The 22,730-nt window shown below is 40.3% G+C and carries 22 protein-coding genes; 9 read left to right on the top strand and 13 right to left on the bottom strand.

The genetic code is table 11. The features are described from left to right. Positions 1-62: 62 nt before the first annotated feature. From bamB to hisS, 3 genes are read right to left on the bottom strand one after another with little or no spacing between them, the layout of a single operon-like run. Positions 63-1,334 carry an outer membrane protein assembly factor BamB gene (gene bamB / locus GNP35_RS07630; protein WP_155695548.1) on the bottom strand — a complete coding sequence of 424 codons (1,272 nt, stop codon included), beginning with the start codon at positions 1,332-1,334 and terminating at the stop codon, positions 63-65. A 12-nt stretch (positions 1,335-1,346) separates the two neighbouring features. Beyond that, on the bottom strand, positions 1,347-1,994 hold the full coding sequence (locus tag GNP35_RS07635) for a YfgM family protein (protein WP_155695549.1): 648 nt from the start codon (positions 1,992-1,994) through the stop codon (positions 1,347-1,349). Positions 1,995-2,041: 47 nt separating this feature from the next. After that, positions 2,042-3,325, bottom strand: a complete 1,284-nt coding sequence (gene hisS, locus GNP35_RS07640) for a histidine--tRNA ligase (RefSeq protein WP_330997740.1) — start codon at positions 3,323-3,325, stop codon at positions 2,042-2,044. Between the two features lie 178 nt (positions 3,326-3,503). Here hisS and GNP35_RS07645 point away from each other — a divergent pair, with 178 nt between their 5' ends. The 3 genes from GNP35_RS07645 (at position 3,504) to GNP35_RS07650 (ending at position 5,909) form a co-directional block, all read left to right on the top strand. Further along, complete coding sequence (locus GNP35_RS07645) at positions 3,504-4,682, top strand: HD-GYP domain-containing protein (protein ID WP_155695550.1); 1,179 nt, start codon at positions 3,504-3,506, stop codon at positions 4,680-4,682. 56 nt (positions 4,683-4,738) lie between these two features. Then, the gene (locus tag GNP35_RS16035; RefSeq protein WP_269139929.1) at positions 4,739-4,873 is read left to right on the top strand and encodes a hypothetical protein; all 135 of its coding nucleotides are present in this window, start codon (positions 4,739-4,741) and stop codon (positions 4,871-4,873) included. A gap of 229 nt (positions 4,874-5,102) precedes the next feature. Further along, the gene (locus GNP35_RS07650) at positions 5,103-5,909 is read left to right on the top strand and encodes an HD-GYP domain-containing protein (protein ID WP_155695551.1); all 807 of its coding nucleotides are present in this window, start codon (positions 5,103-5,105) and stop codon (positions 5,907-5,909) included. 55 nt (positions 5,910-5,964) lie between these two features. Here the strand turns inward: GNP35_RS07650 and GNP35_RS16290 are convergent, their stop codons facing one another. Then, complete coding sequence (locus GNP35_RS16290) at positions 5,965-7,044, bottom strand: general secretion pathway protein GspB (RefSeq protein WP_155695552.1); 1,080 nt, start codon at positions 7,042-7,044, stop codon at positions 5,965-5,967. Beyond that, positions 7,041-7,904, bottom strand: coding sequence for an ExeA family protein (locus tag GNP35_RS07660; protein ID WP_155695553.1), 864 nt, complete (start codon positions 7,902-7,904; stop codon positions 7,041-7,043). Before GNP35_RS07660 ends, GNP35_RS16290 begins: the two co-directional genes overlap by 4 nt. Before the next feature lie 151 nt (positions 7,905-8,055). Here GNP35_RS07660 and GNP35_RS07665 point away from each other — a divergent pair, with 151 nt between their 5' ends. Further along, positions 8,056-9,288, top strand: coding sequence for a multifunctional CCA addition/repair protein (locus GNP35_RS07665; RefSeq protein WP_330997741.1), 1,233 nt, complete (start codon positions 8,056-8,058; stop codon positions 9,286-9,288). Between the two features lie 114 nt (positions 9,289-9,402). On the opposite strand, the gene GNP35_RS07670 is transcribed toward GNP35_RS07665, so the two are convergent. Beyond that, entirely contained in the window at positions 9,403-10,197 is a 795-nt protein-coding gene (locus GNP35_RS07670; RefSeq protein WP_155695554.1) for an undecaprenyl-diphosphate phosphatase, read from the bottom strand. Positions 10,198-10,283: 86 nt separating this feature from the next. After that, a complete protein-coding gene (folB, locus tag GNP35_RS07675; RefSeq protein WP_155695555.1) occupies positions 10,284-10,658 on the bottom strand; it encodes a dihydroneopterin aldolase in 375 nt (124 codons plus the stop codon). Positions 10,659-10,787: 129 nt separating this feature from the next. On the opposite strand from folB, the gene plsY reads away from it, so the two are divergent. Then, on the top strand, positions 10,788-11,378 hold the full coding sequence (gene plsY, locus GNP35_RS07680; protein WP_155695556.1) for a glycerol-3-phosphate 1-O-acyltransferase PlsY: 591 nt from the start codon (positions 10,788-10,790) through the stop codon (positions 11,376-11,378). On the opposite strand, the gene tsaD is transcribed toward plsY, so the two are convergent. Continuing rightward, entirely contained in the window at positions 11,373-12,428 is a 1,056-nt protein-coding gene (gene tsaD, locus GNP35_RS07685; protein WP_155695557.1) for a tRNA (adenosine(37)-N6)-threonylcarbamoyltransferase complex transferase subunit TsaD, read from the bottom strand. The two genes, plsY and tsaD, sit on opposite strands and share 6 nt — an antisense overlap. Positions 12,429-12,627: 199 nt before the next feature. Between tsaD and rpsU the strand changes: the two genes are divergently transcribed. The 4 genes from rpsU to rpoD all read left to right on the top strand — a co-directional run bounded on the left by rpsU (position 12,628) and on the right by rpoD (position 17,307). Next, entirely contained in the window at positions 12,628-12,843 is a 216-nt protein-coding gene (rpsU, locus tag GNP35_RS07690; protein ID WP_105053374.1) for a 30S ribosomal protein S21, read from the top strand. A 32-nt stretch (positions 12,844-12,875) separates the two neighbouring features. Continuing rightward, entirely contained in the window at positions 12,876-13,322 is a 447-nt protein-coding gene (locus GNP35_RS07695; RefSeq protein ID WP_155695558.1) for a GatB/YqeY domain-containing protein, read from the top strand. Between the two features lie 191 nt (positions 13,323-13,513). Further along, complete coding sequence (gene dnaG, locus GNP35_RS07700) at positions 13,514-15,265, top strand: DNA primase (protein ID WP_155695559.1); 1,752 nt, start codon at positions 13,514-13,516, stop codon at positions 15,263-15,265. Positions 15,266-15,468: 203 nt separating this feature from the next. After that, a complete protein-coding gene (rpoD, locus tag GNP35_RS07705; protein WP_155695560.1) occupies positions 15,469-17,307 on the top strand; it encodes an RNA polymerase sigma factor RpoD in 1,839 nt (612 codons plus the stop codon). 202 nt (positions 17,308-17,509) lie between these two features. Here rpoD and rraB read toward each other — a convergent pair whose 3' ends face one another. The 5 genes from rraB to GNP35_RS07730 all read right to left on the bottom strand — a co-directional run bounded on the left by rraB (position 17,510) and on the right by GNP35_RS07730 (position 22,726). Then, positions 17,510-17,851 carry a ribonuclease E inhibitor RraB gene (gene rraB, locus GNP35_RS07710; RefSeq protein WP_155695561.1) on the bottom strand — a complete coding sequence of 114 codons (342 nt, stop codon included), beginning with the start codon at positions 17,849-17,851 and terminating at the stop codon, positions 17,510-17,512. Between the two features lie 2 nt (positions 17,852-17,853). Further along, entirely contained in the window at positions 17,854-18,600 is a 747-nt protein-coding gene (locus GNP35_RS07715) for a 1-acylglycerol-3-phosphate O-acyltransferase (protein ID WP_330997742.1), read from the bottom strand. 122 nt (positions 18,601-18,722) lie between these two features. After that, on the bottom strand, positions 18,723-20,021 hold the full coding sequence (locus tag GNP35_RS07720) for a sensor histidine kinase (RefSeq protein ID WP_155695562.1): 1,299 nt from the start codon (positions 20,019-20,021) through the stop codon (positions 18,723-18,725). Further along, a complete protein-coding gene (locus GNP35_RS07725) occupies positions 20,021-21,457 on the bottom strand; it encodes a sigma-54-dependent transcriptional regulator (protein ID WP_155695563.1) in 1,437 nt (478 codons plus the stop codon). The genes GNP35_RS07720 and GNP35_RS07725 overlap by 1 nt, the downstream gene beginning before the upstream one ends. A gap of 63 nt (positions 21,458-21,520) precedes the next feature. Further along, entirely contained in the window at positions 21,521-22,726 is a 1,206-nt protein-coding gene (locus tag GNP35_RS07730) for an ABC transporter permease (protein ID WP_155695564.1), read from the bottom strand. Positions 22,727-22,730 lie beyond the last annotated feature (4 nt).

Consider the following 22,730-nt stretch of genomic DNA (forward strand, 5'->3'; position numbering starts at 1 on the left):
TAAAAACGAAAAAGGCTTCGTATCCATTACGGACTACAAAGCCTATTATAAAGATGTAACTATTACGGTAGACGTAAAGCGGTCAGTTCGCCATCTCGAGTCTGGATATAAAGTAATTCTTCAGACGCTACTGGTGAAGCATATGCTCTACGGTCTTCACTAGTAAACCAGCTTACAAACCAACGGAATGCTGAGTAATCCCAATCATCCAATTTATATCGAGATATTTCTACGCCCGAATTTTTATCTAAAAAGTGGTAATAACCTTCAAAGTCGCCAACAACTATTGTGTCTTTATAGACTACCGGTTGAGATAATCGACGATTATAAAAATCATTATTTGTCCACTTTTCAACGCCTGTACTTGCTTCAACCGCAGTTACAAAACCTTTAGCATCTGTTAAGTAAATTATGCCAGTGTCTAATGTAAGGTTACGATACGAAGAGTACTCACGCTTCCACTTTACTCGACCAGATTGAATATCAACAGCCGCCAAATTGCCGTTATATGCAATCATATAAGCGTCTGGTCCAACAACAATCGGTTTACTATCAACATCTATCAAACGTTCTAGTTCGGTAGTGCCTTTAACAACCGCAATTTGTGCATCCCAAGCTAACAAGCCTTGGTCTAACAGCATTACTTGTAGTTTACCCGTTGCAGTGCCAACTAGTACACCACCACTTTCAATAGTAGGAGATGAAGTTCCACGCAAAGTAAGTGCTGGAACGGTTGTTTCAGCTTGCCAGCGCATCTCACCAGAATCAGGGTGTAATACTACAACGTTCCCAGATGTTGTTGAAACAGCAACCCAACCATCACCAGCATCTGGAGCGGCAACAACTTCGCCATCTACTTTTTGACGCCACAACAATTCACCTGACTCTTGAGACAAAGCAATGACTTCACCATTCTCAGAGCCAATGTAGATATTTTTATAAGCAGCAGTGATGCCACCGCTCAACTTATCTGTTTCTCTGTCACCAAAGGTTAACTTGTCATAAAATGAAGGTGGGTTTGAGCGTGTGTCCGTTTCCCAAATCATTTTACCCGTTAGTTTGTTATAAGCTAATACTTCACCTTTACGACTAGCAGCAAAAATAACGTCACCAACAACCGCAGGCTGTAAATTAGAAAAATAGTTTTCAACACCAGAACCTGCTTGCTTACGCCATTCTACTTCAACATCACGAGTTATATTGATTGACTTAAGCTCGGCAATACGAGTTGCTTCATTTTCTTCTGTAGTTTCACAACCCATAAGCATCGATGTACTTAAAGTTGTTAAAAAAGCGAGTTTTATCACGCTTGATTTCATATTATTAAACAGCATAATGCCTGCCCTTTAGCTAGCCACGTTAGTTGACAGAGCCAAATCCTGAAGCTTCATTTTAAGAATAGTGTTGCCTTCCAAACCACCTTTATCAGCTGCTAACTGGTATGCTTGACGTGCTTCACTTTCTTTCCCCTGTGCAACTAATGCATCGCCTTTAATTTCAGCAACACGTGCCTCATAGGCTGGTGCCGTTACTAGAGACAAAGTTTCTAAGGCCGCATCGTATTTTTCCAACGCCACTTGAACACGCGCTAAACGTGTATTTACTAAACCTTTAAGGCTTGTCTCAGTTGTCGCGTTAACTGCAGCTTGTAAGCGTGTCTCAGCTACGGTTAACTCACCTGCTTCCACTGATTTCTTAGCCGCTACTAAGTTCGCAAAAATGCCATAACCAGTTTCACCGTGAGCTTCAACAAACTTGCTAAGCTCTGAGTTAACAACATCGGCTTGAGCTGACTCAGCCCCAGCAACTTTTAAAAACTGATCAAATTCTACAGAGGCACTTTCTTGTGCTTCAATTTGGCTATCAACATAAAAGTTCCAACCTGTGAAACCAGCAACACCGAGTGCTGCACCAACTAAAATTTGAAGTCCGTTTTCTTTAAAAAATGACTTAATTGCTTCTTCTTGTTGTTCTTCTGTAGAGTAAATTTCCATTACAACCTCTTAATTTGTACCGCATCTATTAGCAAATAGCCTAGATATCAATTTTGTCCTACCAACTCTTCAACTTGGTTGGCTACGTCACTCCAAGCCACTGTTTTTTGTTCACCTTGTACAACTAGGTTCTTAACAGTTACTTGCTCATTATTTATTTCGTCTTCACCTAATATAAGTGCGACTTTAGCGCCTAATTTATCAGCTCGCTTCATTTGTTTCTTAAAGTTGCCACCACCACAATGGTTAACAACACGTAAACTAGGGGCAGAATGTCGCAATTGCTCGGCAATTTCAACTGCTTTTAGTTCCGCTTGCAAGCCTTGAGCTACAATGTAGACATCCGCACTAGAAGTTGGTTCAACCAAAATCTCTAATGTTTGCAATAAAAGTACTAAGCGTTCTATACCCATAGCAAATCCAACCGCTGGGGTAGACTTACCACCTAGTTGCTCCACTAAACCATCGTAACGGCCACCGGCCAAAACAGTACCTTGTGAACCTAAGCTGTCAGTAACCCACTCAAAAACCGTACGATTATAATAATCTAAGCCACGAACAAGGCGTTCGTTTACCACATATTCAATACCCGCTGCGTCTAATCGAGCCTTAAGCTCCGCAAACATTTCAGCAGACTCTTCGTCTAGGTGCTCTGAAAGCTTAGGGGCGTTTTCTAATATTTTTTGGACATCTGCATTCTTACTGTCAAGAATACGCAGTGGGTTTGTTCCCAAACGACGCTTAGAGTCTTCATCTAGACTCTCTTCATGTTGCTTCAAAAACTCAACCAATGCAGCTGTATAGTTTTGACGCGCTTCACTGGTACCCAATGAATTTATTTCTAATTTTAGATGCTCGGTAATTCCAAACGCTTTCCACAATCTTGCAGATAACATAATAACTTCGGCATCCATGTCTGCACCCGCAAAGCCATAGGACTCAACGCCAAATTGGTGGAATTGACGATAACGTCCTTTTTGAGGACGTTCGTGACGGAACATTGGGCCTGTATACCATAAACGTTGTTGTTGATTATAAAGAAGCGCACCTTGGTTTGCCGCTCTTACACATACAGCCGTTCCTTCTGGGCGAAGGCTTAACGAGTCACCGTTGCGATCGTCAAAGGTGTACATTTCTTTTTCAACGATGTCTGTTACTTCGCCAACAGAACGCTTAAACAAATCAGTGAATTCTACAATTGGGAAGCGGATTTCTGAATAACCATAACTGGCCACTGTTTGTCTTAACACAGTTTCTACTTGCTGCCATTGGGCAGTTTCAATTGGCAAGATATCGTTCATGCCTCTAATGGCTTGGATAGGCTTAGACACAGCTAGAAAATCCTTAGATAAAAAAATAGTGCGACATTATAAGCGCTTTAGTCGCTCAGGTAAATTGCTAACAATGTGAATCTGTATTGCAGTGAGCTTTTTATTTAATTTAATGGGCTCAATTCGTAATTTTCTGTTAAATTAAAGGTAACAATAATTATCAAGCCTAAATCCAACGATGTTAAAAGAATTTTTAGTTAGTGATCTTAAATCAGGCATGTTTATCACTGAAGTAACTGAGCAATCGGGCCACTTTTCCGTAAAATCTGGTGGGTTTGTAAGAACACAAAAAGCAATCGACTCACTGTCATCTAAAGGTGTCCGCCGTGTTTTAGTGGATATGGCTAAAAGTGAGCATGTCGAAGAGTCAAAACCTGAGACAGTAGCTGAAGTAAAAGAACCTAGAGTAAAATCTTCGTTTAAAGATGAAATTGGTAAAGCAAAAAAGCTTTATAACCAAGCTAAGAAACTTCAACGCCAAGCATTAGCTAGCATGAAGGCTGGCCGTCCAATCGACTCAGACGGCATGAAAGAAGTTGCTGACGGTTTTATAGATTCGGTATTTAGGAACCAAGACGCGCTTGCTTGTATGACTCGAATGCGTCAAAAAGACGATTATTTAATGGAACACTCAATTAATGTTTCAATTATTATGACCATCTTCGCTAAACACATGAAAATAGATGAGAAGATCATACACGACTTAGCAACAGGCGCGTTGCTTCATGATTTAGGTAAGATTAACGTACCCGATGAAGTTTTGCACAAACCTGGCCGTCTTACAGATGAAGAAATGGTGGTTATGCGTTCTCACGTAACACTTGGGTATGACATTTTGAAAGAGACTGAGGGGTTATCAGACACTATTTTGGAAGTGGTTCTTGATCACCACGAACGACTAGATGGTTCAGGCTACCCAAATGGTAAAAATGAGTCCCAACTCAGTCAATACGCCAAAATGATTAGCATCTGCGACACATATGACGCAATTACTGCGTCCAGGGTTTATCAAAGTGCCCGTACACCTATCATGGCGTTCAAAATTTTAAGAAAAGAAAGTGGTGCTAGTTTTGACGCTGGTTTAGTGGCTGAGTTTATTAATTGTATGGGCGTGCACCCTGTAGGTACTTTAGTTCAAACCAAAAGTAATAAATTAGGAATTGTTGTTAAGTCTAATTTTGTTAATCCACTTTGCCCTGTTGTTAAAGTTTTTTATAGTTTGGCCAATAAAGGATACATACCATCCAAAAGCATAGATTTAGGTGCACCAGGCGTAGAAGATGAAATTGCCAAAAGCGTAAAGCCAGAAGATTACGGAATTGATATTAATCGTATTATGGCGGAAATATTAGACTAACTGACCCTTTATGATAGGAAATACAACATTGTTTTATTGTTTATTTGGAGCAAACAATGAGTGAAGGACTGCAGCGTATACCTATTACCCGGCTGTTACCTGGTCAATATGTTGTGGACATATCGCAGCAAATTGGCCACATGAGAGTAGCGTCTTCTGGGTGGGTGCGTTTCTCAGCAGGAGATCAATGAACTTATTGCTAAGGGCATTGTAAGCGTCACTGTTGATTTAGGCCAAAAGTTAACGTCGTTAGAGGCTGATGACTTTAGTTTCCAAGAGCAGTTTGGTCGCGTTCCATTTAGTCAAGAAATTGAAAATGCAAAAGAATCTGTTGATAAGCTTACGGCGAATTTAGTAGAAAGCTTTGCCCATATCCGAAACGAGAACCTCTTTGACGTCAACGCGCTTCACTTGGCTGCCATGGAGTTTATCGCGTCAATATATCGTAATTCTGCACCCGCACTCGCATTAGTAAGAGTTAAACATTACCAAGACTTTCAACTCGGTCATGCTCTTAGATGCGCAGCTTATTATGCTGCTATGTTAAGAAAAATGAAATGGCCAGCAGATGTAGCTCAAAATTGGGTAATGGGTGCCTTATTGCACGACATAGGAAAGCTAAATATGTCGGCTTCCATTCAGCAACCCAACAACAAAAACATTTCCGATAAACAAAGAGCTGAAGACGACTTTTTAGTTGCCGAACATGTTAACAATGGGATTGAAATAGCCTCATCGGTGGGTAGTTTAACCCGCGAAACGTTAGAGGTTATTCAACTTCACCATGAAAAGATTGATGGCTCAGGTTATCCAGACAATAAAAAACTGACGGATATAAATGACGCTATTCGTATTTTTGGTATTGTAAATGAGTTTGATAATTTGACGCGACTTGGTGTGAATGGCAAACCGATTGGTGTTTTGCAGGCCTACAGGAAGTTAATGAAGTTAGACGCCGAGTTTGACAATGACATGCTGCAACGGTTTATACAAAACATTGGCGTGTACCCTTCTGGCACACTAGTAAAATTAAAAAGCGGTAAAGTGGGTTTAGTTTTAGATAACTCAGGAAACCACTTAAGACCCTTTATAAAAGTTATCTACAACGAAAATGTAGGGCACCATGTTAATGCTAAGATCATTAACTTAGAAACCGCCCGCAATGAAGAAATAGAAGGTTTATATTACGGTAACAAACGCGGGATTTTTGCTGAAAATTACCTTTAAAAAGTATGCTGTTAATTCTCTTCATTAGCAGCATAAATCTTTAATGAATAAAACTCTACTTGTAGTCCTCTAAAGCTACCTGACTAAACCGCCTTTCCCTACTTTCCCATATTACAATTCCTTGTCGTATTTCAGCGAGTCGTAAGTAAGGAGTTAATCGGTCGCCTTCATAAAGCGTTGTATTGTTAATTCGTACCCAACGCTCATTTACATCGGACGAATAGATATGCATTTCATATTGAAGCTCAGGTATAAAAGCTCTATCGCCGTCTGGCAGATCATTAATATCAACTAAACTAGAGTCCACTTCCACTTGAATACTTCTTTGCTGATTATTTGTTTTCTTAGCTGTACCAACTTCTGTTTGTGCTAGTGCTTCAGCAAAACGAGCTTGTAAATCCGACGAGACATCTTCAACTTTTACATTCGAACTATTAATGTCTGCAACATTTATAACGAGTTGCTCTGGCTCATCAATAGCCTCTTCTTTTCCTGTTTCGAGCTGCTTTTTGTCTGTTTCAAGTTGTTTTTCAGTAATCAACTGAGATGTTCCACTCAATTGCTCATCAGGGGCTTGCGTCAACAATTCACTTGGCCTACTACTAGGCAACTGCTCAATAGCATCTGATTCCATTTGGCCATTTGCTTGAGTTGCTATTTGAGGTGCGGATTGAGTTACGTTCGGCGGCTCTGACTGGTTGGCTGTCTGGGGTTGTGCTTGAATGGGTGACGCACCTAAATCTGGAGCTTGGTTTTGAGTTTGAGTTTGAGTTTGAGTTTGATTTTGATTAGTTGGCTGATTAACACTTAAAGGCTGGTTCTGGACGAAAGCTTGTGAATTTGCTGGCTTTGATCCAACAATATAACCACCTAACAAACCAACGATTAGCAGTAATATTGCAATGGCTAGCCACGCTAACCAAGAAAAACTAGGTGAGCTAGCACCATTATCTGCAAATGCAGGGCCTGAATTTACGGTGTTTGCATAGCTATAACCGTTGTTTGAGTTGCCAGACATTTGTAACTGGGTCTGACTCTGATTAGCCGACTGATTAGATGCACCATTACTACCAGTCTTGTTGTTTGTTTTTTGGCTGCTTTGTTCTTTTATTAGTGCTTTATATAAAAAACTCACGCTTTATTACCTTTAAAAAATGACAGGAACGACCAGCGAGATTTAGTTTCATTAACAATTCCGAGTATTTCGCTTGAAGCAAACTTAACCAATTTTGAGTCTACAAAAGCCGTTCCTTGCGCAAAGGCTCCCATCAAAGCCCGATCAGCCAACAGATTAATCAACCTAGGAGTCCCTTTTGAATATTTGAATACCGCTTTAATCGCCTTTTTATCAAATAGAGGTCTAACTGACCCAACACTCTGCAATCTATGGTTAATGTATTCAAGCGTCTCCTGCTCTGTTAGTGGCAACAAATGATAACGAGCTGTAATTCGTTGAGCTAACTGGCGTAACTCTCTTTTCATCAACTTTTCTTGCAACTCAGGTTGCCCAATTAATATTATCTGCAGTAACTTTTTGTCGTTTGTTTCTATGTTCGTAAATAATCTTAGTTGCTCTAGTGCTTCAAAATCTAGCAGTTGCGCTTCATCCACAACGAGTAAACAGCTTTCACCTTTTTCATGGCTGGTGACTAAAAACGATTGTAAAGCGTCTGACAACTTTTTGTGGTCAGAAGTTTCATCTAATTTAATTTGAAACGCTTCACAAACTGTTTGTAACAACTGAATTCTATTTAAGGTTGGGTTTAGCACATAAGCCACATGTAGGTCATCTGGCAGGTCTGCTAACACGGCTCTTGAGACCATTGTTTTGCCAGTACCTACCTCACCCGTCAGCATAACAAAACCACCATTACCCCTTAGACCATATTGTAAGTAAGCAATCGCTTCTTGATGGCGTTGGCTCGGGTACATAAGGTTTGGATTTGGAGCAATATTAAATGGTTCTTCGTTTAACTGGAAATACTCTAAGTACATGATGGGCGCTCAAAACGGCTCGGGGTTAACAAACTTTTATAATCAGCCAACCATACCTTTCAACCCTGAAAAATCAACTACTTTCCTCAAGGACTTTTGTAACAATTAAGAATATACTTATATTTATCGTTAGTGAGCTTTAGAGGTTAGTGTGCAAGTATATTTGGTTGGTGGTGCGGTTCGTGATCAATTATTAAATTATCCAGTAAAAGACAAAGACTATGTGGTAACCGGAGCAACCATTGAGCAAATGCTTGAGTTGGGATACCAGCAAGTTGGGCAGTCATTTCCTGTATTTTTACACCCAACTAACAAACAAGAATATGCGCTCGCTCGTACCGAAAGGAAACAAGGTTCAGGCTACACAGGCTTTACTTGTGAATTCACGCCAGACATTACTCTTGAAGAAGATCTGTTACGCCGTGATTTAACTATTAATGCCATGGCAATGGATGATCATGGTAAGATTTATGACCCATTTGACGGACAATCTGACTTAAAAAACAAACTGCTTAGGCATGTTTCTGATGCTTTTATTGAAGACCCACTGCGAGTATTGAGAGTGGCGCGTTTTGCCGCACGATATCATCACCTAGGCTTTAAAGTGGCGCCTGAAACACTGTCACTAATGACAAAAATAGTTGAAGCCGGCGAAGTAAATGCGTTAGTTGCTGAACGAGTGTGGCAAGAAACTGAATCTGCATTAAAGGAGCAAAACCCTCAAGTCTTCTTTGAGGTCCTTAGAGAGTGCGGAGCGTTAAAAGTTATTATGCCGGAATTAGACGTTTTATGGGGCGTCCCTAATCCGCCTAAATGGCATCCTGAAATTGATACTGGCATTCACACTATGCTGGTTGTGAAACAAGCACAAATGTTATCAAACGACCTTGCTGTTCGTTTTGCCAGTTTATGCCATGACTTTGGCAAGGGCTTAACAAATCCTGAAAATTATCCGCATCATCGCGGACATGAAAAAATGGGTTTAAAGCCAATAAAAGCATTTTGTCAGCGACTAAGAGTTCCCAATGAACCTCGTGACTTAGCATTATTACTTAGCGAGTTTCATACGCACACACACAGAGCTTTTGAGTTAAGACCCGATACACTCGTTAAGTTGTTTAATAAATTGGATGCATGGCGAAAACCACAACGATTTGAGCAGTTTTTAGTTTGTTGCACCGCAGACATGCGCGGAAGAACAGGCTTTGAAACAGCAGAATACAAACAAACTGACTTTTTAAGAAACATGTTTAAAGTTGCGAACAGTATAAACATTCAAGATATTGTTAAAGCAGGTTTTCAAGGTGCTGAAATCAGAGAACAACTGAATCAACGCAGAGTAGAGGCTATTGCCGATGCTAAAAAGTTCTTAGCCGACAGTTAGTTAGATACATTATGGAGACTGGTAGTAACTAGAGTACACTACCAATCTCACCGTTATTGCGTTAAGCCTTAAGCAAACCTCGGTGTAAATAAATAAGGCTCAGATTAATAAGGCTTAGATAAAGAAAGCTATCAATACCGCCCCTAAAATTAAGCGATAGATTACAAACGGCAACATACCAATCTTTTCTACCAATATTAAAAAGTAATGGATACATGCATAGGCGCTGACAAAAGACAAAGCGGTGCCAAGTCCTATTGCCGTCCAATCTACAGGCATTGCTTGTTGGGACAGCTTAATTGTTTGATAGCCGCCAGCCGCAAATATGAGTGGAATAGACAATAAAAATGAAAAACGAGCCGCAGCTTTCGCCGTTAAACCCACCATCAATCCAGCGGTTATAGTTATGCCGCTTCGAGAAGTGCCAGGAATTAACGCAAGCACCTGAGCAAAACCAATAATTAATACCTTTTTAACGGTAATTTGATACTCGTTAGTGGTTTGTTTTGCTTTAACGTCGGCGTACCAAAGCAGTAAGCCGAAAACTATCGTGGTGGTTGCTATAACCGCCGCGCTCCTTAAGTTATTTTCAATGAAGTCATCTAAAATAAAGCCAATTAATCCTGCTGGAATAACACCTAAAATAATAAGCCAGGCCAGCGTACTTTCTTTATCTTTATGACCAGTGAAAGACTTAACCCAACTCACTGCCATCGCCCCAACTTCTTGTCTAAAGTAAAGTACAACAGCAATCAGGCTACCGGCATGAACGGCAACATCAAACGCCAAACCTTGATCGTCCCAACCAAATAGCTGCGAAGGTAAAATAAGATGAGCCGAACTCGAAATAGGTAAAAACTCTGTTAATCCTTGTAAGATTGCCAATACAATGATTTCAATCACGCCCATTTACAACATTCCTTTTAAATAATTTGTCCATTTTAGAGTTCAACTAATGGCTTAGTTTTGAGTTGAGGTTGAGCTTCAAAAACAAACTAAACCGCTTGATATAAAGTTGCGTCTCGCTCAATACGAACTCCAACACTTTGTGTGCTAGCTACGGCGCCTAACTTTCTAAGACTGATTTGTACACTGTTAACGGCATAATGCGTTAAAATTCTCTCAGCCACTTTCTCCGCTACTGTTTCAATAAGCTCAGCTTGATTCTCTTTCGCTAGTTTTACTATATCTTCTGAAACAACGGCGTAATCTACTGTTTTTGATAAATCATCTACTTCTGCAGCCGCTCGAATATCGGTACGCATTTCCACATCAAATTGAAGCGTCTGTTGAATACTTTTTTCCCAATCATAAACACCAATAACAGTGTCTACTTTTAGTGCTTCTATAAAAACGATGTCTTGAGTCATATTTTACCCTGATATTAGTAATATTTTTCTTACATGGTTTGAAGTCAGCTCGTTGCTCAGATACCATGCAATTTGTTCGAATATAATCCAAGCGCGAATTCTAGCGTATATTCATCTGTTGAGGAACTGATGTCTTTTGACTTTTTTATAACAATTATTGCTGCATATCTTATTGGCTCAGTAAATTTTGCCATTTTGGTTAGCCGTACAAAAGACTTACCAGACCCAAGAACTCAAGGCTCTCATAACCCTGGAGCAACCAACGTTTACCGGATTGCAGGAAAATCTACGGCTGGAAAAGTCCTCGCGCTAGATGTCATTAAAGGTATCGTACCAACTTGGGGGAGTTACTATTTAGGCTTCACACCGATGGAAATAGGCTTTACCGCAATTGCTTGCTGTTTGGGCCATATGTTCCCAGTGTTCTTTAGGTTCCAAGGTGGAAAAGCGGTAGCAACAGCGTTAGGTTGTTTATTGCCAGTGGGTGTTAGCTTAGGTTTGGTTTTATTGCTCGCCTGGATTGCCGTGTTTAAAATCACTGGTTACTCATCACTTGCAGCAATTATTTCGGTGGGCATCTCACCCATTGCTACTTATTTTATCGCACCAAAATATTTATTACCTGTGACAATGCTTGCGGTATTTATAATTCTGCGCCACATACCAAATATATTAAGGCTCTTACGTGGCGAAGAGCCAAAATCTCGTCAACGATTATAACGCCGGTAAATCTTCAATAGACCAACGAGGTTTAGCTTTCACCGCTAAATCTTTTGAACCTAAATGAAAGCGTTGCGCTCCCGCATAAGCAATCATAGCTCCGTTATCAGTACAAAACTCAGGTCTTGGGTAAAACACACTACCGCCATGTTTTTTCATTAGCACTTCTAGCTTTTCTCTTAACTCGGTATTTGCGCTGACACCGCCTGCTATCACCAACGTTTTATGTCCAGTTTGCTCAATTGCTCTACGACACTTAATTGCTATGGTATCTACAACAGCTTGTTGGAAAGCATGCGCTATATCCGCTTTAGTTTGTTCTACATTTTCAGGGGCGTTTTCTTGAGTAGACTGACCGCCAGCTAAATGAATGCCCTCTTTACGAATTGCATTAGCCGCCGCTGTTTTTAAGCCACTAAAACTAAAGTCTAAGCCTGGACGATCCGTCATTGGTCTTGGAAATTTAAATTTATTAGGTTCGCCCTTAAGCGCCAACTTGGCCAATAGCGGTCCACCTGGATAATCTAAACCTAGCAACTTAGCGGTTTTATCAAAGGCTTCACCAGCCGCGTCATCAATAGACTCACCAAGTATTTCGTATTCCCCAATCCCTTTTACTTCAACTATTTGTGTATGCCCCCCCGAAACGAGCAAGGCTACAAATGGAAAGTCAGGTTTGTTCTCTTCTAACATTGGTGCAAGTAAATGCCCTTCCATGTGGTGCACTTCTATTGCAGGAATTCCCCATGCAAAGGCTAATGACTTGGCGATACAAGCCCCAACCATGAGTGCGCCTACTAAACCGGGACCGGCGGTATAAGCAATTGCTGATATATCCGCTTTATTTAAATTATGCTTTGCCATTAATGCTTTAATGATAGGAATGGTTTTTCGAACGTGATCTCTTGATGCAAGCTCAGGCACCACACCACCATAATCAGCGTGAATTTTTATCTGACTGTAAACTTCGTGGCCTATAAGCCCCTGTTCTGTATCATATAAAGCGATACCTGTTTCATCACACGAAGACTCAATCGCCAACACTAACATTTTAATATTCCACACCAATTATTAACAAACGTCCGCATTCTACCCAACCAAGGATAAATGCTCCAGTGAATTAATCTATTCACGTTTAAATTAAGGCTTTACTTTATTAGTTATTTGGCTATAGAATATCGCACCATTTTTATTAGTCTTGGTTAAATTAGATAACCATTAATACACAAATACTGAGGTGAATTTTTAAATGCCAGTAATTAAAGTAAAAGAGAACGAACCGTTTGACGTAGCTCTTCGTCGTTTCAAGCGTTCATGTGAAAAAGCAGGTATCCTTTCAGAAGTACGTCGTCGTGAGCACTTCGAAAAGCCAACTTGGGCACGTAAGCGTAAGAAAGCAGCTGCGGTTAAGCGTCACCTTAAAAAAGTGTCACGCGAAAACGCACGTCGTATCAAGCTTTACTAATATTGGTTTAATCTCTCTACGTAAGGAAGCAAATGAGCTTAGTTACCACGCTTAAAGATGCACAAAAAGATGCAATGCGTAACAAGGATAAAGAACGCCTTGGTACAATTCGTATGGTTTTAGCAGCTGTAAAGCAAAGAGAGATTGACGAAAGAATTGAACTGGACGATGAGCAGGTCATCGCTATTTTAACCAAAATGGTTAAACAGCGTCGTGATTCCCAATCACAATTTGAACAAGCTGACCGTCCAGAATTAGCAGCAAAAGAAGCGTCTGAAATTAAAGTAATTGAAGCCTTCATGCCTCAGCCTTTGTCTGAGGAAGAAGTGTCATCTCTTATCGCGAATGCTATTGAATCTACCTCCGCGTCAGGTATGCAGGATATGGGCAAAGTGATGGCAGAGCTGAAACCTACTTTAACAGGCCGAGCTGACATGGGAAAAGTCAGTGGTCTTGTGAGAACTTATTTAAATAAGTAATTACTACTTTAACTGCTAGAAAACCGCTGATTTTTATTAGCGGTTTTTTTATGCCTGAAAATAATTTTCCACCAGGCATTGTTAAAAATGACAGAAAACTAAACCTTCACTATTTCTAACTTTTCATTTTCTTAAATTCACTTTTCTGCAATAATTCCTAATCATTTTTTTACTGATATTGAGAGCGCAAATTGGCAGGACGAATTCCAAAAGGTTTTATTGATGATGTAGTCGCTCGAACTGATATTGTTGAGCTAATTGATGCGAGAGTCCCGCTCAAAAAAGCCGGTAAAAATTATCAAGCCTGTTGCCCTTTCCACAATGAAAAGTCGCCTTCATTCTCCGTGAGTCCAGATAAACAGTTTTATCATTGTTTTGGCTGCGGAGCGCACGGCAATAGTGTTAGTTTTTTAATGGAGTATGAACAACTTGAGTTTGTCGAAGCAATTGAAGAGTTGGCTCGATTAAATTCAATGGATGTGCCTCGAGAACAAACTGGCGGAAAAACCAAACATTATCCAACGGTCAGTAAAGAGCAGAAACAATCTGATTATGACACCATGGAAAATGCCGCTCGCTTTTTTCAGCACAAGCTCAAGCACGATGAAAATAGCCCTGGTGCCATTGAATATCTAAAGTCTCGTGGTTTATCGGGTAAAATAGCGCAACAATATGGTATTGGCTTTGCTCCAGATAAATGGGACTCGGCACTTACTACACTTGGCGCTGCAACCGATGCTAAACAACAACTTCTTGATTTAAAAATCCTCACATCAAACGACAAAGGTCGCACATACGACTTTTTCAGAAACAGAATCATGTTTCCAATTCGTGATAAGCGCGGACGTGTTGTTGGTTTTGGTGGTCGAGTAATGGATGACAGCACACCAAAATATCTGAACTCCCCTGAAACGAGAATATTTCATAAAGGTCGTGAGTTATACGGGTTTCATCAGGCCAAACAAGCCAATAAAAACCTTGAGCAAGTCATCATTGTTGAAGGTTATATGGATGTTGTCTCGCTAGCTCAACAAGGCATTAGTTATGCGGTTGCTGCGTTAGGTACAGCAACCACACAAGACCATATGCAAATGTTATTCAGGCAAACTCGTAAGGTTATCTGTTGTTATGACGGCGACAGAGCTGGCCGTGACGCCGCTTGGCGAGCATTAGAAAATGCATTGCCACAACTAAAAGATGGCGTTGATTTGCGCTTTTGCTTCTTACCAGACGGCGAAGACCCAGATACTATGGTTCAGCAGGAAGGTAAAGAGGCCTTTGAGCAAAGACTTAAAGAATCTACGCCGTTAATTGAGTATTTTTTTGAACACTTTGTTGGGCAACTTGATTTGACCGATGATGCAGGGAAATCTGCCCTACTAGCTCAAGCAAAACCACTAATTTCGCTTATTCCTAGCGACTATTACAAAGAAGCTTTATTAGCTAAACTAGCTCGTTTAGTCGGTAAGCAAGTAGACCAAATTAAAATTGCTTCTCGCTCTCCTGTAGCAGAAGTTAAGCAACGACAAACAGAATTCCAAATTACACCAATGCGTCGCGCCATTGGACTTATGTTGCAACATCCTAACTTAGCGTCGGAAATTCCATTTATTCCAGCACTCGCCAACGCTGAATTGCCTGGTTTTGATCTATTTGTTCGCATTCAGAAAAATATAGTTGATGAGCCTAGTTTGTCTTCACCTGTATTATTGGAACGTTTTCGAGAGTCAAAAGAGTACCGTTTTTTAGCTCAACTGATTGTATGGGACCATCAAATCAATGATGAGAACTTAAGTGCAGAATTTACAGAAACGTTTAAATCCTTACAAGATAGCTACTTAGAAAAACGTCTTGAAGGTTTGCTAATAAAATTCAAAACCGGCCAACTAGATGCCACAGAAAAAGCGGAATATGTCGCTTTAATGTCTGCACTAAAAAATTAAAATCGCCATGTGATATTCCAAACTCTAGGCTACACTTGCTGTTGAGAATATTTAGTCTTGGTAACCTTTATTTCATAGCCAGACAGACATTCTGCTGTTATAATATGCAGTTCGATTTTTCCGTGCTTGGTACAAAGTAACCAACTAACGGGAATTTCATTTCCAGAATTTGATGTTCAACTAGTAGGTGGAAGATAATCTGTATGGAGCAAACTCCTCAGTCTCAATTAAAACTTCTTATAATTAAAGGTCGCGAGCAAGGTTATTTAACCTTTGCTGAAGTTAACGATCACCTTCCACAGGATATGATCGATGCCGATCAGGTCGAAGACATCATTCAGATGATCAACGACATGGGTATCAAAGTGTGTGAAACACCACCTGATGCCGACGAATTATTAATGCAAGAGCAAACCAGCGACGACGAAGTTGTTGAAGCGGCCGCTGCTGCACTAGCAACTGTAGAAAAAGAAATCGGTCGTACAACTGACCCAGTGCGCATGTACATGCGTGAAATGGGTACAGTTGAACTTCTAACTCGTGAAGGCGAAATTGAAATCGCTAAACGTATAGAAGATGGTATCTACACTGTTCAATCTTCTGTTGCAGAATACCCTCAAGCTATTAGCTACTTATTGGACCAATGGGACCAATATGAAGCTGAAGAAATCCGCTTAAGTGACATCATTAACGGCTTCTTAGATCCAAACGAAGACGATGTAGCACCTGCTGCCACTCACGTTGGTTCAGAATTAACCGATGAACAGCTTGCTGATGAAGACGGTGATAATGAAGAAGACGACGATGAAGATGAAGAAGAAGTAGATACAGGTCCAGATCCTGAAGAAGCTCGTGAACATTTTGTTGAGTTACGTCGTCTATATGATGAGTCTACGGTTTCTATCAATGAATTAGGCCGTGCACATCCAGATACGCAAGAAAAAATTGCGGCACTTGGTGAACATTTCCGCCTATTTAAACTAATTCCAAAGCAGTTTGACCGTTTAGTTAAAAACATGCGTGACATGATGGATAGAGTTCGTATTCAAGAACGCCTTATCATGAAACACTGTTGTGAATATGCAAAATTACCTAAAAAAGATTTCGTAAAAATCTTCCCAGGTAACGAAGCAAAAACTTCTTGGTTAGACCTGCTACAACGCGGTGGCGACTCAGTAGCTAAAAAGCTAATTGACGTTGATATTGAAATTCGTCGCAGCATTTCAAAATTAAGAGACATTGAAGCGGAAACACGCCTTAATGTTGAAGCGATTAAAGACATCAACCGTCGCATGTCAATCGGTGAAGCAAAAGCTCGTCGTGCGAAAAAAGAAATGGTTGAAGCCAACTTACGTTTGGTAATCTCAATTGCTAAAAAGTATACAAACCGTGGTTTACAGTTCTTGGATCTAATTCAAGAAGGTAACATTGGCCTTATGAAGGCTGTTGATAAATTTGAATACCGTCGTGGTTATAAGTTCTCAACTTATGCAACGTGGTGGATTCGTCAGGCTATCACTCGTTCAATTGCTGACCAAGCAAGAACGATCCGTATTCCAGTACACATGATAGAGACAATCAACAAGTTAAACCGTATATCTCGTCAAATGCTTCAAGAAATGGGTCGCGAGCCTACTCCTGAAGAATTAGCAGAGCGTATGGTTATGCCTGAAGATAAAATCCGTAAAGTACTTAAGATTGCAAAAGAGCCAATCTCAATGGAAACACCAATTGGTGACGATGAAGATTCGCACTTAGGTGATTTTATTGAAGATACTACTATTTCTTCACCGGTAGATACAACTACATCGGAAGGCTTACAAAACGCCACTCGTGACGTTCTATCTGGCCTTACAGCTCGTGAAGCTAAAGTATTACGTATGCGTTTCGGTATTGATATGAATACTGACCATACGTTGGAAGAAGTAGGCAAACAGTTTGACGTAACACGTGAGCGTATTCGTCAGATTGAAGCAAAAGCGTTACGTAAATTACGTCACCCTTCTCGCTCTGAGCCACTCAAGACATTCTTAGACGAATAGTTTTCATTGCTCTTATAATATTGAAAAGGCCTGCATCAGCAGGCTTTTTTATTGCTCAAAATAAAACATTCTTAACTTAATTGTAAAACTCAGCAAAATTAAGATTCATGGTTTCATGGTTCAGTTCAGGTTCATTAGAATAACAGGCACAAAAAAAGCCGATTCCGTTAAGGTAATCAGCTTCTTTCATTTAATGGTTTTACTACTCTTCGAAGTGAGTGCCCCAACCATCGTACTCTAAGTTGTTTGCTTCGGCGTATGCCACCATTTCTTCAACTTCTTCATTAATAATAACTTCATCTAACGGGCATTCAGTATCAATATCAAAACAAAATACAAGTAAACCATCTTCAGTCTCTACTTGTTCTAGCTCTGATACATCCCAACCTTTTAAAAATGCTTCTTGCTGCGCTTTGTCAGCAATCTCATTATTTTCCGCTACAAAATGGTGTTCAATACCATACATTGCTTCTGTATTCGAACCATCTTCAATAAGTTGCTCTATGATGTCATTGCTAAATTCTTGCCAATCAACCGATTCCATTATTAACCTTTTTGTACTGTTTCTTCTGATTGTGGAATATAGCCTAATTCTGTATTTAATTCGTCAATTTTTTTAGCCATTATCTCGCGAACTTCTTCCGCTTTCTGCCTAATATATTGTTTTTCATCACTTTCAATAGTCACTGGATCTAAATACTCAATTACAACTTTGCCATTGTTCCAACGATTCATTTTAATTCTGTCGTGTGTGCTACTAATTGCAACCGGCACCATAGGAACACCAGCCATAAAAGCGGTATAAAAGGCGCCTGTTTTAAACTTCATTAAACCACGACCTCTTGAGCGAGTTCCTTCAGGGAAAAGCCATACCGATATCTTTTTATCACGAATTTTCTGAGCCGCCTGACCAATCGTACCGTGTGCTTTTGTTTTATTGGCACGGTCAATAAGAATGTTGCCTGACAACCAGTATACTTGCCCAAAAAATGGCATCCACTTCAGGCTCTTTTTACCAACACTTACCGTCCCCTTTCGAACGCCATTAGAAGCGGTGAAAATATCCCATGTATTCTGATGATTACCTATGTAGACCACTGGTTCATCTACAATTCGTTCTTGTCCTCGAATAACAATTTCAAGTCCCAACATTTTCGCAAACGAACCGTAGACTCTTGCAACCATATGAACGTTATTACGCTGAAACGGTCTAACAATAAGATATAAAAGAAGAAATGCTGTCGATAGAATAAAGAAAACACCTAATAATAACGTACGTAAAATAGCCAGCACAAATACAACTCCAAATATTTAAAGGCGCATTGTAGCAAACTCAGCGAACAGCTGTAAGCTAAAGTTTTGTTAAATATACATGAAAATAAGGTACTTTTAATTTGGAAGAAGCTAGCCGCAGGTTAACCTTGATAGGGAAGTATAACTCTGACCGTTAAGCCTCCACCTTCTCGATTGAATAGCCCGATGTTGCCGTGGTGTGCGTCTGTGATCTCTCGGCACAAAGCAAGGCCAAGGCCGCTACCACTAGCTTTAGTAGAATAAAACGGTATTAAGGCGTTTGCCATTACGTTTTCTGAAATACCTTTTCCTTTATCCATCACCGAAATACAAGACTCGTTTTGGCGTTGCTCTAGTCTAATACTTACATCTTCAGGCAAAGAGCCTGACTCATGCGCGTTTTTTATAAGGTTGATTAATAGCTGTTCTAATTGCACAGGATCTGCGTAAACCGTTTGTTTTTCTGTTGAAAAATCAATAAATTGCCACTGCGATTTTAATGTTGCAGTTAAGTGTCCCCAATCAATTGCTTGAATTTTTGGTTCAGGTAACTTAGCAAACTTTCCGTAACCCTGTACAAAATCACTTAAATGTTGAATGCGTTCATCAATCGTTGAAAATACCCGCGTCAAACGATCTTCATTGAGCTTTTCACTAATGATGCCGCCACTGTGAAGCATAGATGATATTGGTCCCAGAGAATTATTTAGCTCGTGACTTATTACTCTAATTACCTTTTTCCACACGGCCACTTCTTGGCGGCTCAGTTCTCGTGTCATTTGTTTTAAAATGAATAATGTATGCTCCTGATTGTTTAACGAGAACTTCCCTGTAGACATATGCCACGTTTGTGGTTCGTCTTCATCAAATACAATTGAAAAAAGGCCTTCTTTCTTTTCAGCAATAGCAGCTTCGGCACCTTTAGGGGCCGTTGTTAATAAGTGCGACAGCAGGTTTCCATCTAATCCTTTTGAGCAGTTAAAAAAACGTCTAGCGGCGATATTACTGAATATAACTTGTTGTTGATCGTTAACCAGAAATAGTACTTCTGGTGAGCTTTGGGTGATTTTATCAAGCAAGAGTTCCCGTTGATATATCCAGTGCTTCTCTTCCCTCAGTTGCAGCGCTGTGCTGTTGTATAGTGAACACAATTTACCTAGTTCATCTTCATTCTGATAAGACAGTGTTGTGGCGTATTCGCCATCTTTTAAATTTAACAAACCAAGCTCTAATGCAGACAACCCTTCTCGGATATCTCTTAACAAATAGCGCGCTAACAAAACACTCGTGCTCACTATTGTTATTGCAATGAGTATTCTAATATTTAGGGATAATCCATCTAACAAGAATAGTGGTATACAACAAATACTGCTGATCAGCGCAACAACTATAAGTATTTTAGACAACACCTTGTTCAGCATTAGTACGGGATCTCAAATTTATCTAAGCGTCTATACAAAGCTTGTCTACTCAACCCAAATTGACGAGCCACTCGAGCAATCACGCCCTTTTGGTCTCGCATAGCAGCCTCTAGTGCCTCTTTGGAGATTTCTACATTGACGGCTTTTGAATTATTCGTTTGAGACGCTAAATTAGTTTGCGAGGCTTGATTGGTGTGGCCAGCTATATTGGATTGGGAAGCTATATTGGACTGAGCAGCTAAGCTCGCTGGAACGCCTAAATTCACCGGTTGGTTAAATGCAAAGTCCACAGCCTCAATGACGCCCTGTGGCTTCAAAACCGCGACTCTTTTGCAGGTGTTCTCAAGCTCTCTTACATTACCTAGCCATTGATGGCTTTTTAACGCATTTTCTGCCGATAAACTCAACTCTCTATCCGGTAAAAAGTGGTGCACCAAAGGCATGATATCGTCTAACCGTTCTGAAATAGAAGGCACATGTAGTTCTATGACATTAAGTCGATAGTATAAATCTTCTCTAAAATCACCGGCTGCAATCGCGTCTAAAAGGTTGCTGTTTGTAGCTGAGATTACTCTGACTTTTGTTTTAATCGTATTTACCGAGCCTAGGCGTTGAAACTCTCCGGTTTGAATCACTCTTAATAGCTTGGTTTGTCCTGAATAAGGTAGGTTTCCAATTTCATCTAAAAATAAGGTACCACCATCGGCTGCTTCAAATAGCCCTATTCGCTTTTTGTTTGCACCTGTATATGCACCCGCTTCAGCCCCAAACAATTCAGCTTCAATTAAGTCGGCCGGTAACGCACCACAATTAACTTTAATAAAGGGTGCATTAGGTACAAGGGAGTTGGCCTGAACGACTTCTGCAATTTTTTCTTTGCCGCTACCGTTCGCACCAGTAATTAATACTGAGATATCTGATTTAGCAACTTGAACTGCCATATCAACAATACGCTGCATTGCAGCACTGGCATAAACAAGACCAACACTACTAGCCTTTGACTTTGTGCAGTCACCAACTGTTTGCTGGCGTATTAACTTCTCTTGCGCTTGGTTCGCCTTACCTAATGCCACTAAATTAGCCACTGTGTTTAGGAGTTTTTGATCATCCCAAGGCTTCGCAATATAGTCCACAGCTCCAGCTTTAACTAACTCAATCGCTTGTTCCAAATCAGTCCAAGCCGTAATTAATATAACCGGAAGGTGCGGATCCAAACGGCGAAGTTGGTAAAAGAGCTCTTTGCCCTCTTCACCCGACGTTGTGTCTCCAGTGAAATTCATATCTTGAATAACAAGGGAGACACGCAGTTGGTTCGCGTATTGTAACGCCTGAAGGGGTGATGTCGTTGTAATGACATCGTAGCCATGAATTTCAAGCAATAAGGACAAGGCTTGTAAAACTGCTGGTGTATCATCAACGATTAATATTTTGTCCATTGCCTGCTCATTGCTTGAATATATCCTTTCATTGTTAGTAGTTTAGCCTACCAATTATGGTCATTAAATACTACGAGTAGCAATACTAGGAGAAATGTTTGCAGCTTTAGTCGCTGGCATAACAACTGACAACAGACTTGCAATAAAAATAAATATCGCAGTGACCGCTACATAAATAGAATTTAACGCTGGCATTGAGTAGCTCTCTAGTAACATCTGGCCCATTAAAATGGCAGCGACTGCACCAAGTGCGATGCCGAACACACAAATAATGGCATTCTCAATCAAAAAGTATCTCACAATATCTGACTTTCTGGCGCCAAGTGCACGGCGTGTGCCTATTTGTTTGGTGCGTTTATTAATATTAAATACCGTCAAACCAAATATTCCAAGACCGGTTATAAGAACAAGTACAACGATAAGAGTAATTAACATGCGTAGCATTAAAATGTCTGAAGAATTGTATTCTCGTTTATCGTCATCCATGCCTTGTACCCCAATAATGACGCGTTTGTTATGGTCTTGAATCATCAAGTCTTCAACCTGTCGCATGATGGCAGAACGCTGTTCAGGCTCAGTACGAACGATGATTTTTTGAAACATTGATGCGCCTACAAATGGCATAATAGATACGTTGTCTGGCCTACTGTCTTTTAACCACGCACTCTTCATTGGCTCAGTGATACCAATAATTTTCATCGGCGATACACCAAAGAAAACCGTTTGCCCTAAAGCATTGCCTTCAGGAAACAATTCTAAGCCTAAGGCTTTTGTAACCACAACAACTTCCGGAAACACGTCTCTGCTCTCAGATATAATAACTTCATCTGCACGAAAGTTTCTGCCCTCTATTAAACTAATACCCAGCGTATCTAGCGCGTTTTCATCGGATAAAAAGTACGACGTACGAACATCTTGGCCGCCTTCCGTTGCTGGTGTTAGTCTTAATCCACCACCAGAGCCACTACCAGACAAAGGCACCGCGTTAAACAGTGCTGCATTCTTAACACCAGGAACGTTTCTGAGCATGGTTTCCGTTTCTTCAAACTTTTGAGAAAGATCGAGTTCTTTATCAAAAGTCATCGTCGTAAAACTAAATATTTCATCTTCCGGGTAACCCGTTTCTTGGGTTAAAAACTCAATTCTATCATTGGCAATAAATGAAGCATTGCTCACAATAGCTGTCGTTATAGCGATTTGAATCAGCAACATTACTGCGCCCGCCTTGGAGCGAAGCAATGAATTAAATATAGGTTTAATTTCTAACATGATG

It is taken from the genome of Psychrosphaera haliotis (assembly GCF_009728465.1).
Taxonomy (GTDB): Bacteria; Pseudomonadota; Gammaproteobacteria; order Enterobacterales; family Alteromonadaceae; genus Psychrosphaera; species Psychrosphaera haliotis.